Here is an 11,409-nt window from a genome sequence, read left to right as displayed (position 1 = left end):
GCCGGGCGTTCAGGAGGGGTCGTAGGGGGTGGAGACGTCGAGGGACCCGTCGATGATCTGCTGTCGCAGCTCCTCGAGCCTGGCCTTGACCGGCGCCGGTACCCGGGAGTCGAAGTCGTGGAAGGGCGCGGCGGCCACCCCTTTGTTCTTGAGGGTTCCGATGTAGGGCTCGGAGGAGAATCTCCCCTCGGAGGCGTTCTTGACGGTGTCGAAGACCGAGTTGCCGATCTCCTTGACCACGGAGGTCATGATGATGCTGCCGTCGCCGGTGGAGGTGTAGCCGTCGGAGTCGACCCAGATGACGGCGTTGGTGCCACCGGCGTCGTTCTTCTGCTTGACGGAGGCCAGCGTGCCCTGACCGACGGGGCCGGCCACCGGCATGATGATGTCCGCGCCCTGGGAGATGAACTGCTCGGTGATGGCCTGGCCCTTGGCGGCGTCGGTGAAGTTGCCGACGAAGGAGCCGCCCTTGCCGGTGGTGGTGTCCCAGCCCTTGACCTGGACCGAGGCACCGGTGTCCTTGTTGTAGCGGGCCACGCCTTTGGCGAATCCGTCCATGAAGATCTGGACGGTGGGCAGGGGCTTGCCGCCGTAGGTGCCCACGACCCCGGTCCGTGAGGTGCCGGCGGCGGCGTATCCGGCCAGGTAGGCGGCCTCGGCCGTCTTGAACAGCAGCGGTTTGGTGTTGGGAAGGGTGGTGGGCTTCCCGTCGGCGCCGATGAAGGAGGCGTCGATGAGGGCGAACTGGATGTCGGGGTTGGCCTTGGCCGACTCGGCCAGGTCGGCGGCGATGTTGAAGCCGACGCCGATGACGAGCTTGCAGTTCTGCTGGATGAGCGCGTAGATGTTGGTGGCGTAGTCGGCGGAGCTCTCCGACTGCACGGCGATGGTCTTGACTCCCAGCTCCTTGCCGGCCCGATCCAGTCCCTTCTTGCCGGACTCGTTGAAGGAGTGGTCGTCGAAGCCGCCTTCATCGGAGAGCATGCAGGCGATGAAGTCCTTGGCGCCCTCGAGGTTACGGGTGGGCCGCTGCGCCGGCGGCGTCCCGCAGGCGGCCAGGACCAGGGCCAGGGCCGCGCCGAGCGTCATCGCGGAGCAGGCCTTCTTCATGGAAACCTCCGTGGTTCTCACGTGCGACGGGGGACACATCCGAGTGTCAAGGATAGGTGAAAGCCTCTCATTCTCACACCACCTGATCCACCGGAATGACCTCATGATCGTCGTGGTTTCGATGAGGGACCCGGCGCCGGAGGAGCGTCTTCTTCCGGCACTGGGCCCCTCGAAGGGCCAGCTGACCGACCCCGATTGCCGCTGCGTGCCTTACCGCCAAGGGCCGGCGAGGCTGGCTACTCGCAGCAACTCGGGCGACGTCCAGCGTCGTCTGGTCGCAATGCACGAGGCCCGGGTACTACTGGAGGAGGGATGGGGGTACTCCAGGTAGGTAGGGCCTTCGTGCAGTACGCACAACCCTTGGCCAGTAGATCCCGACCCTCGTGGAGTAGGGGCAGCTCTGACAAGCCCCGGGCCGGAGCCGACGTCGGACCACGACCTCCAGGCCCCGATCAAGAGCCGAGCAGGGGCCAGTGGGGTCGGACCTGGGGTGAGGGCGTCGGGCTGCGCCGCAAGACCCCCGCTGGGCCGATGCTGAAGGCAGCCCAGTGTCCACAGCGCTGACATCAACGAACCCGCCGCGGAAGCGCCCGGTGCGAATCGTTGGAATGCCGCGGTTTGTCTTCGGCGCGCGGCGCCGATGCGGAACTGATGTCAGCGCTGTGGACACTGGCGAGATGCCGGATTTCTCCCATCGGCCCACCATGGCCTTCAGGGCGACCAGCCCTACCCCGGAATCGCGCCGGCGTGAGCGCCTCAGAAGTCGGGGGCCAAGACGGTCCCCGGCGCAGTGGTCCGGCTAGAGCAGATCCTCGCGACCGGCCGCCTTGAGGGCGTCGACGACGCCCTTGACGTCCTGGGCGTGCTCGGGGGTGGTGACCAGGAGGGCATCGGGAGTATCGACGACGACGGCACCCGGCACTCCCAGAAGCACAACCGTGCGTCCGGACGTCGAGGCGATGAGGGCACCATCGGAGTCAAGGGCCCGAACCTCCGGGCACGGGGCCGCGAGGGCTGCGCCGTCAACGGCGCCGACGCAGGCAGAACCGTCGACGTCGTCGAGTACGCCTGCCCCTGCCGCCACCCCCTCGGTGCGCGGCGGGACGAGCTCGGTCAGGGCGTCGAAACCGCCGACGTCGTTCCAGCCCATGGAGACCGGCACGGTGGCCACTCCCCCGGCGGCGGCCACCGGCTCGGCGATGGCGTGGTCGATGGCGATCTTCTCCAGGGCCGGCCAGCGCTCGGCCAGGACCTCCTCACGCTCGGGGGCGTCCCAAGCGGCGGCAATGGCCTCGATGCCCTGGGCCAGCTGGGGCCTGAGCTCGGCGAGGTGGTCCAGGAGGACGCCGGCGCGGACCACGAACATGCCCGCGTTCCAGCGGTAGTCGCCGGTGGCCAGGTAGGCGGCGGCGGTGTCGGCGTCGGGCTTCTCGGTGAAGCCCCGGACCCGACGACCGTCGGGGGCCCCGGGCACGTCAGTGGGGTCCCCCGCGTGGATGTAGCCGAAGGCGGTCGAGGGGCCGGTGGCCTCGATCCCGATGGTGACCACCCAGCCCTGCTCGGCCAGGAGGGCGGCCTGTCGGACGGCGTCGGCGAAGGCGGCCCGGTCGGCCACGGTGTGGTCGGCGGCGAAGGAGCCGACGACGGCGTCTCGTCCGTGACGGCGGGCGATGACAGCTGCGGCCAGGCCGATGGCCGCCATGGAGTCGCGTGGGGAGGGCTCGGCCAGGAGGTTGTCGCGCGGGATGCTCGGAAGCTGGTCGGCCACGGCGGCGATATGGGCGACACCGGTGACGACCGTCGTCGTCGCGGTCACCGGGGCGAGTCGCTCGACGGTGTCCTGCAGGAGACTGTGGCCGGCCCCGGTGAGGTCGAGGAGGAACTTGGGGCGGTGACGCCGGCTGAGCGGCCACAGCCGGGTGCCCGCGCCGCCGGCGGGGATGATGGCGTGAATGGCCGGCGCCGAGCCGTCGGGCTGTGCGGGGCGATCGGACTTGCCAGGGTTGCCAGAAATATCAGTCACCGGCACAGGCTAGCGCTCGGAACACAACCTCGCACACACCACCGCCCCGGTCTCAGCATCTACATCCCGGGCCGGGCGACCTTCTTCCGCTGAGTCGCTTTCATGACACCCGCGCCAATCAAACCAATAATGCCGAGTACCACTCCACCAGCCGCTGCTTTGCGAACCGTATAGGCACTCTCACCGATCCATCCTTGACTCTCCCACTGGGCACGAGCCCGATAGCTCTCAATGGTGACGGGGCAGTCTCCCTGGTCCGGATCGCTGAACCCGGAACTGACGGATCCGTCGGTGACGCATTCATACTTGGGGGCCGGTCCGCTCGCAGGAATAAGACTGATCCCGATGGCCCCAACGCCCGCTACCAGTAGAACCAACGCAAAGATGAGCACTCGTTTAGCCGCTGACACAACGATTCCTTTCAGGAAAAGAGAACAAGGGGTGTGTTCGACACGCAATGCTACCCGTATGGACGAGAATCTCAACCCCAGAATTCACGAACTATCGACGCGCACGCACCCCATCAATTCGGTAGGCGACCAGGGGCTCAGGAACACATCACACCATCTTTTGATTCGTGAAAAATTCACCTTCAGATGTAAGCACCACCATTCCCCATCCCTCCCAAAAAGTGTTTTCATCCACATTCAGGGGACCGGAATCGGGGGGAGGTAGTCAGGGTGCGCCGTCGGGTCCGCCTCGAGACTTCCGGTGATGGACTGCCGGGGCCAGGCCAGGGTCTCAGGCACGGAGAGCGTTACGTAGTTGGGGCGCTCGTGGGCGTGGACCTCGTCGGGGTGGCCGACGTCACGGGGCAGCGGCGGGTTGGCCATCCAGGCCGCCACAAGCAGCACGACGCGGCTGGTCAGGTGCAGCCACAGGATGAGGACGGCGATGGCGGCGAAGGAGGCCAGCAGCGGGTTACGTGTCACCGAGCCGACCGCCCCGGTTCCCACCTGGCGCAGCGCGCCCAGCGCGAAGGCGCCCAGCATGCAGCCCTGCACCAGGTCGCGTCGGGGAGGGCGGATGCCGCACATGGTGATGAGGAGCGCCAGGACACCGGTGTCGATGAGGAAGGAGAGCAGGAGCGTCATCATCCATGTCCCGGTCCCGGTCAGCGACTGCGGCAGGCCCAGGGCCCGACCGACGTTGCCCGACAGCGTCGTCGTCACCACCGAGGCGACGGCGGTCACCAGCACTCCGGCCACGATGACGAGGAACCCCGCGATATTGGCCAATTGCCCGACCACCGGTCTCATCACGGGGTTGACCAGGCCGAACATGGCCCGCAAGGCGATCTTGAGAGTACCCATGAGGCTGATGACCGAGTAGATGAAGGCCCCGGCCGCCAGCACCGAGCCCAGGTTGAGCGCAGAGGTGAGCGTCAACTGCTCGACCGAGACCAGCCCCTTGCCGTTGCCGGTGTCGATGACACCGGGCAGCAGAGAGTTGATGGAGTCCACGACGGCCGCCCGGATGGTGGGGTGCCGACCGAGCATCGCCATGAGCATGCTCACGCCGATGACGAGCACGGCGAAGACCGAGAACATACCCGTGTAGGCGATCCCGCCGGCCATGAGCGCACCGCGCGCCGTGCCGTAGCGGATCAGGGCCCGACCGACCCGCGTGCGCCGCCCAGCCGCCAGCAGCTCCTTGACACGCTCGATCACACCGAGACCACCGGAGTCGTCGGGACCGCCGATGCTGCGGGCGCCTCACTGTCGGCGGAGGTGTCGGAGGCGAGGGAACCCCCGAAGGCGAAGGCGGCAACCACTTCCCAGCCCCCCTCCGAGGCCGAGCACCCACTGCTGCTGCGGCGGGCGGGCCGACTGAGGTGGCGGTAGAGATGAAGCTTGGTGACGGTGAAGTCCATGGTCAGATCCGCCCCCTTCCTCGCCGCGGCGTCAAGGCCGTCCTCGGCGATCTCGTGGGCCAGGGTCACGTGCGGATGGAAGGGGAAGCTGAGCGAACGGGCCAGGGGGCCCCGGCGGTCGCGGACCCGCGTCTGAAGACGGTCGCAATCCTCGGCACCGCTGCGCAGACCGAGGTAGACCACGGGACTGACGGGCCGGAAGGTGCCGACCTCGTCAAGACGCACCTCGAAGGGACTCGTCCCGGCAGCCACGTCGCGCAGGTGCCGCATGACCTCGTCGAGGGAGTCGACGTCGACGGCCGTGGGGGGCAGGAGCGTGATATGGGGCGGCACGACCTCGGCCAGAGGATCCCCGGCGGCCTCCCGCACCGCTCGCACCTGGGCGGCGTAGTGGGAGGGCAGGGCGATGGCCACACCGATGACGCACTGGTGCGCGTCTGGTGCGGGGATCTGCATGACTCCTGAGCTCCTACGGGATGACTGGTCGATCGGGTTGATGTGAAATCCTGCGTCCGGAGAACGCACGCCCACGAGGGGGACCCGAACACATTACCGTGTCACACCCCCGTTATCCCAGCCGAGAGTGCAGCACGAGCGGGATAAGTGTGCCATGACCGACCGAACGGGTGAAACCGTGGCGCCCACCACCGCCTGTGCGACTCTGTGCGGGAACGTGCGAACATGGCGTTTTCTGGGCCGAGGTCTGGCAGACTGGCCCCATGCACCCCGGCCCCTCAGCCTCAGCCGTCGCCCCGCCCCGTCCGGCCCCGATGCTCGCCCGTCAGCGTCAGGAGCACATCCTGGAGCGGGTCGCGGCCACCGGCGGGGTCCGTGTGGCCGACATCGTCGAGGAGCTGGGGATCTCCGAGATGACCGTGCGCCGAGACATCACTGAGCTCGTCACCCAGGGGCTCGTCGAACGCGTCCACGGCGGGGCGGTGGCGGCCGGCCCCACGACCCTCGAGCCACGATTCACCGCCAAGTCGACTCTCAACCTGGAGGCCAAGCGCCGCATCGGCCAGGCCGCGGCCGCCATGGTCCGCCCCGGGGACTCCCTGGCGCTGTCCGCCGGGACCACCACCCTGGCGCTCGCCCAGGCCCTGACCGAGCTGGAGCACTTCCCCACCCTGACCGTCATCACGAACTCGCTGCCCGCCGCGCAGGTGCTCTTCGACGCCGCCGACGCTGCCCGCGCCGAGAACCGCGACGCCCCCACGGTGGTCATCACCGGGGGCGAGCGCACGCCGTCGAACGCCCTGGTGGGGCTGGTGGCCATCGACGCGCTGCGCACAATGCGCGTGGAGTGGGTCTTCCTGGGCGCCCACGGCTTCACACCCGAGGCCGGGCTCATGACCCCCAACCTGCAGGAGGCCTCCGCCAACCAGGCACTGGTCGCCGCCGGGCGCACGGTGGTGGCCACGCTGGACTCCTCCAAGTGGGGGGTCCTGGGGCTGCGCTCCTTCTGCGCCACCCGGGACATCGGGGTCCTGGTGACCGAGGCCGAGCCCGACGCCGACAGCGTCGACGCTCTGCAACAGGCCGGCACCCGCCTGACCATCGCCACCTGACCCCACCCCGCGCTCACCGTCCTTCTCGCCCCTTCCACAGCCCGCCCACCACCCGTCCTCTCACTCACAGAACAACCCTCACAGGAGACCACGATGACCAACGATGCTCCCGTCTTCGCCCCCGCGCTGAGCCCGCAGGAGGGCGCCGAGGCTGCGACCGCCCTGTTCCGCGAGGTCTTCGAGGCCGAGCCCGACGGCGTCTGGTACGCACCCGGGCGCGTCAACATCATTGGCGAGCACACCGACTACAACGGCGGCCTGGCCCTGCCCATCGCCCTGCCCCACCGGGCGCACCTGGCGCTGCGGCGCCGCGACGACCGCGTCGTGCGCCTGGTCTCCCCCCAGACCCGGGAGAAGGTCGACGTCATGGACCTCGACACGATCGGCCCGAAGGGAACCCCCGGGGAGGTGGCGCACTGGGCCTCCTACATCGCCGGCGTCGCCTGGTCCCTGGAGCGCGACGGCTTCGAGAGCCTGCCGGGCTTCGATGCCGCACTCGTCTCCTGCGTGCCCCTGGGAGGCGGGCTGTCCTCCTCGGCGGCCCTGGAGTGCTCTGCGGCCGTCGCCATTGACGAGGTCGCGCACCTGGGCCTGGCCGGGACTCCTGAGGAGCCCAACGACGCCGGGCGCGCCCGTCTGGTGTCCAACTGCGTGCGCACGGAGAATGAGATGGCCGGCGCCCCCACCGGCGGCATGGACCAGTCGGCCTCCCTGCGCTGCCGCGAGGGTCACGCCCTGGAGCTGGACTGCCGCGACGGCTCGGTGACCCACGTGCCCTTCGACCTGGCCGCCGAGGGGCTGGCCCTCCTGGTCATCGACACCAAGGCCAAGCACTCCCTGGACGACGGCCAGTACGGTGCCAGGCGAGCCGCCTGCGAGCGCGCCGCCGAGATCCTTGGCGTGGAGCTCCTCGCGGACATCGCGGTCGAGGACCTGCCCGGTGCCCTGGAGCGGCTCTCCGCCACCGACGCCGACAACGCCGACGAGCTGGTCAAGCGCACCCGCCACGTCGTCACCGAGATCGACCGCACCCGCCGGCTCGTCTCGCTCCTGCAGGACGGGCGCCCCCTGCGCGGTGAGAAGCTCGCCGAGGCGGGCAGGCTCATGGACGCCTCGCACGAGTCACTGCGCGTGGACTACGAGTGCACCTGCCCCGAGCTGGATGTGGCCGTGGAGGCGGCCCGTGCCGCCGGCGCCCACGGGGCGCGCATGACCGGTGGCGGGTTCGGAGGCTCGGCGATCGCCCTGGTGGACGCTGACGCCGTCCACGACGTGGCCGCCGCCGTGACCGCCGCCTACCGGCGTGAGGGTTTCAACCCACCGGCCTTCCTCGACGCGGTTCCCGCCGCCCCGGCCGGACGGCTCGCCTGAGCTGTACAGCACGCCGCTCGGCCGGCGCACCTTGACGGTGATCAGCCCTCTCCAACCTCGGTTGGAGAGGGCTTTCAGCGTTCCTCCTTCAGGATGAGGTCAGACAAGTACCCCTGCCGTAGTCTCTGTGCGTATTAGTCAGGAACGCGGGCTCCCTACCCGGTTCCGATTCCGTTGCCTTCCATGGAGGACGCCGTGAAGCGCTTCGTCTGGCCCGCCCTCAAGACCCTCATTGCGGTGATCATCGCCGTCGCCCTGGTGAAGATCGCCTTCTTCCCCTCGCAGAACGATGGCACAACCGCTGACATCTCCCCCGGTTACGCCGCTGACGTCAAGACCGCCACCGTTGCCACCGGCAACATCTCCAACACGGTGACGGTCAAGGGTCACATCGTTCAGGACGCCACGGTCGAGGTCCAGGCCGACCTGGCGGGCGTGGTGGACTCGGTCGCCGTGGAGAAGGACAGCCAGGTCAACGCTGGCGATCCACTGCTCTACATCAAGCACTCCGAGTCTCAGTCCCCGACGACCAAGACCGATGAGAACGGCAACGTCACCCAGACACCGACCGAGGACAAGGTCACCTGGTCCACGATCTACGCCCCTGTCAGCGGCACCGTGACCCCCAAGGTCATCAAGCAGCAGGAGACCGGCGTCGGCGTCGTCGTGGCCACTATCACCCCCTCGACCTACTCGGCCACCGGCACCGTCAGCGCCACGCAGCAGTACCGGCTCACCAACGCCCCCACTGCCGCGACCCTGACCCTGGAAGGGGGCCCGGCTCCCTTCCAGTGCAACAACCTCAAGGTCGGCACCAAGGCATCCACCTCCACGACCACCGGTGGGGACGGCTCGACGACGACCACCTCCGGTGACGGCACCAGCGTGGAAATGCGCTGCGCGGTTCCCGGCGATCAGAAGGTCTTCGCCGGCATGCCGGTGACCATCAGCGTTGACGCGGGCAGCGCCTCGGACACCCTGATGGTTCCGGTTACTGCCGTGGAGGGCAAGGTCGGCTCGGGCTTCGTGTGGCTGGTCCCCGAGTCCGGGGACGCCTCCAAGGCGGTCAAGACCGCCGTGAAGCTGGGGATCACGGACGGCACGAACATCCAGATCACCGCCGGCCTCAAGGCCGACCAGCAGGTGCTGCAGTTCGTCCCCAACAAGGACACGCGCCGTACCGGGACGCCGGATAGCTGCGAGCCGGACAACTCCGCCTGCTACGACTCCGAAGGCAAGGAGATCCTGTGAGCGGGCTGCTGGAGCTGCGGGAGATCACCCGTACCTTCACCGTTCCCGACTCCGAGCCCCTGGAGATTCTCACGGGAGTCAACCTGAGCGTCTCCCCCGGCGAGCACGTGGCCATCGTGGGACGCTCGGGAACGGGCAAGTCCACCCTGCTCAACATCCTGGGTCTCATCGACAAGCCGACGTCGGGCCACTACACGCTCTCCGGCACCGACACCTCCCGACTCGGGGAGAGCCGCCGCGCCCACCTGCGGGGGCAGACCTTCGGATTCGTCTTCCAGTCCTTCAACCTCATCCCGGGGCTGAGCACCACCGAGAACGTGGCCGCCCCGCTCCTGTACGACACCGGCAGGGCCTTCTGGGCCCGCAGCACGCGGGCCGCGGAGCTGCTGGAGGCCGTGGGCCTGGGAGACAAGGTGGGCTCGCCCATCTCACGTCTGTCGGGAGGCGAGCAGCAGCGGGTGGCCATCGCCCGAGCACTGTCCCGCCGCCCCAGCGTCATCCTGGCCGACGAGCCCACCGGAGCCCTCGACGTCGACACCGGCAACTCGGTCATGACGCTCCTGGAGCGACAGTGCGCCGAGAACGGCGCCGCCCTCATCATCATCACTCACGACCTGGCCGTGGCCGGCCGCGCCCACACGCAGTACCGGCTCGATCACGGCACCCTCACCCCGATCTCCGTCATGCGTCGCAAGGTCGGCAGCCTGGAGGAGTTCGGTGAGGTCGTCGCCCCTCCGGCATCCCCCTATCCATCTCCCTCCACCAGCCACGAAGGAGCCTCATGAACGGCATTCTCACCGGATTCTTCGGCGCCATCGTCGAGGCCTGGGCCCAGCTGCGCATCGGCAAGCTGAGGGTCCTGCTGTCCCTGGTGGGCGTGGCGGCGGCGGTGGCGGCCATGACCTTCGTCATCGCCCTGGGGCAGGTCTCCGTCGACGCCATCAACAAGGTCAGCGAGAAGTACACCGGCCGCCAGGGCACGGTGACGATCAACGTCAGCCCCACCGGCAAGGGCCTGGACCAGGCACTCCAGGCCGACGACGCACCCGAGGCGAGCGCCGGCAGCGACTCAGCCGGCAGCAGTGGCGCCGACGCAGGCGGGTCGGGTGGCTCGGGTGGCGCAGGAGGTGCAGGTGGCGCAGGCGGAGGCTCCACGACCAGCGCTGCGACCGCAGCGAAGATCTCGGGAGCGATGAACAGCTTCGTCGAGCGCTACGACGTCAAGTCCTGGGCGACGACCTACACCTCCAACGTCCGCTTCTCCTTCCCCGACGGGGCTCGGAGCGTGCCCACCCAGACCGTGAGCCTGAGCTACGGGCTCCTGCACCACAAGACCGTCTCCCAGGGGCGCTGGTTCACCGCGCAGGACGAGGACGACCTGTCCCCGAGTATGGTCGTCACCCAGGGCTTCCTTGACGCACTGGGGATCCAGGAGCTCACCGAGCCGGTCACCATCACCTCCTTCTCCCCCGTGCAGACCTCCTTCACGATCGTCGGCGTGCTGGAGGCGGAGGACCTCTCCCTCATGGGTTGCAGCGGTGACCCCGAGCGGGACGCGGGCCTGCCGTGCACACAGCCCGTGACCGCCTTCGCCCTCAACACGCCTTACGAGCACTGGCTGCCCAAGGACGCTTCCCGCCCCGCCCCCACACTGGAGATCTGGGCCGGTCAGGACGGCGCGAAGGAGGTCGCCAGCCTGGCCAAGAAGGACCTGGACGCGCGCTTCGGTCAGGGCTCGACCCAGACCGAGGACAACCTCCAGGGCGGCGGCATGGTCTCCAGCGCGAACACCTTCACCCAGGTGGTCACGGCCGCCGGCGTGTTCGTCATGCTGCTGGGGGCCCTGAGCCTGGTCAACATCTCACTGGTGACCGTGCGCCAACGCATCCACGAGATCGGGGTGCGGCGCTCCTTCGGGGCGACGAGCAGACGCATCTTCTTCTCCATCATGCTGGAGTCGGTGGTGGCCACCGTGGTCGCCGGCGTCGTCGGCATCGGGATCGCGATTGTCGGGATGCGCTTCATGCCGCTGAGCACCTTCCTGGGGATCCCGGTGACCACGACCCCGCCCTTCCCCATGATGGCGGCCGTCATCGGCCTCATCGCGGCCACCGCCGTGGGCGCGCTGGCGGGCATCATCCCAGCGATCGTGGCCACCCGCATCCGGCCGATCGACGCGATCCGCTACTGAGACGGATGTCGGGGTCGGGCAC

At 68.7% G+C, this 11,409-nt stretch carries 9 protein-coding genes; 5 read left to right on the top strand and 4 right to left on the bottom strand.

The window, feature by feature from the left end; translation table 11 throughout:
- Positions 1-9 precede the first annotated feature (9 nt).
- From BKH28_RS06395 to BKH28_RS06370, 4 genes are all read right to left on the bottom strand, one after another.
- Positions 10-1,110: a BMP family lipoprotein gene (locus BKH28_RS06395; RefSeq protein ID WP_075418017.1), complete on the bottom strand. Its 1,101-nt coding sequence runs from the start codon at positions 1,108-1,110 to the stop codon at positions 10-12.
- A gap of 799 nt (positions 1,111-1,909) precedes the next feature.
- On the bottom strand, positions 1,910-3,139 hold the full coding sequence (locus tag BKH28_RS06385; protein ID WP_075418015.1) for a mannose-1-phosphate guanylyltransferase: 1,230 nt from the start codon (positions 3,137-3,139) through the stop codon (positions 1,910-1,912).
- A 641-nt stretch (positions 3,140-3,780) separates the two neighbouring features.
- Positions 3,781-4,803 carry a YihY/virulence factor BrkB family protein gene (locus BKH28_RS06375; RefSeq protein WP_075418013.1) on the bottom strand — a complete coding sequence of 341 codons (1,023 nt, stop codon included), beginning with the start codon at positions 4,801-4,803 and terminating at the stop codon, positions 3,781-3,783.
- Entirely contained in the window at positions 4,800-5,462 is a 663-nt protein-coding gene (locus BKH28_RS06370) for a 2'-5' RNA ligase family protein (protein ID WP_075418012.1), read from the bottom strand. Before BKH28_RS06370 ends, BKH28_RS06375 begins: the two co-directional genes overlap by 4 nt.
- A 314-nt stretch (positions 5,463-5,776) precedes the next feature.
- Between BKH28_RS06370 and BKH28_RS06365 the strand changes: the two genes are divergently transcribed.
- The 5 genes from BKH28_RS06365 to BKH28_RS06345 all read left to right on the top strand — a co-directional run bounded on the left by BKH28_RS06365 (position 5,777) and on the right by BKH28_RS06345 (position 11,387).
- On the top strand, positions 5,777-6,574 hold the full coding sequence (locus BKH28_RS06365) for a DeoR/GlpR family DNA-binding transcription regulator (RefSeq protein ID WP_075418081.1): 798 nt from the start codon (positions 5,777-5,779) through the stop codon (positions 6,572-6,574).
- A gap of 93 nt (positions 6,575-6,667) precedes the next feature.
- Positions 6,668-7,945, top strand: coding sequence for a galactokinase (galK, locus tag BKH28_RS06360; protein ID WP_075418011.1), 1,278 nt, complete (start codon positions 6,668-6,670; stop codon positions 7,943-7,945).
- Positions 7,946-8,128: 183 nt separating this feature from the next.
- The gene (locus tag BKH28_RS06355; RefSeq protein ID WP_075418010.1) at positions 8,129-9,196 is read left to right on the top strand and encodes a biotin/lipoyl-binding protein; all 1,068 of its coding nucleotides are present in this window, start codon (positions 8,129-8,131) and stop codon (positions 9,194-9,196) included.
- Complete coding sequence (locus tag BKH28_RS06350; protein ID WP_075418009.1) at positions 9,193-9,981, top strand: ABC transporter ATP-binding protein; 789 nt, start codon at positions 9,193-9,195, stop codon at positions 9,979-9,981. The genes BKH28_RS06355 and BKH28_RS06350 overlap by 4 nt, the downstream gene beginning before the upstream one ends.
- Positions 9,978-11,387 (top strand): ABC transporter permease, encoded by a 1,410-nt coding sequence (locus BKH28_RS06345; protein WP_075418008.1) that lies wholly within the window; start codon positions 9,978-9,980, stop codon positions 11,385-11,387. The genes BKH28_RS06350 and BKH28_RS06345 overlap by 4 nt, the downstream gene beginning before the upstream one ends.
- Positions 11,388-11,409: the final 22 nt, after the last annotated feature.

The sequence above is a fragment of the Actinomyces oris genome (assembly GCF_001937665.1).
In the GTDB taxonomy this organism is placed as follows: domain Bacteria; phylum Actinomycetota; class Actinomycetes; order Actinomycetales; family Actinomycetaceae; genus Actinomyces; species Actinomyces stomatis.
Note: the sequence above shows the minus strand (reverse complement) of the source record. Positions and strands in the feature narration are given on the sequence as shown.

Bases quoted from the DNA above. Each gene is read 5' to 3' on its own strand.
- BKH28_RS06365 (WP_075418081.1), top strand. From the start codon at position 5,777: ATGCTCGCCCGTCAGCGTCAGGAGCACATCCTGGAGCGGGTCGCGGCC.
- BKH28_RS06345 (WP_075418008.1), top strand. From the start codon at position 9,978: ATGAACGGCATTCTCACCGGATTCTTCGGCGCCATCGTCGAGGCCTGG.
- BKH28_RS06370 (WP_075418012.1), bottom strand. From the start codon at position 5,462: ATGCAGATCCCCGCACCAGACGCGCACCAGTGCGTCATCGGTGTGGCC.
- BKH28_RS06355 (WP_075418010.1), top strand. From the start codon at position 8,129: ATGGAGGACGCCGTGAAGCGCTTCGTCTGGCCCGCCCTCAAGACCCTC.
- galK (WP_075418011.1), top strand. From the start codon at position 6,668: ATGACCAACGATGCTCCCGTCTTCGCCCCCGCGCTGAGCCCGCAGGAG.
- BKH28_RS06395 (WP_075418017.1), bottom strand. From the start codon at position 1,110: ATGAAGAAGGCCTGCTCCGCGATGACGCTCGGCGCGGCCCTGGCCCTG.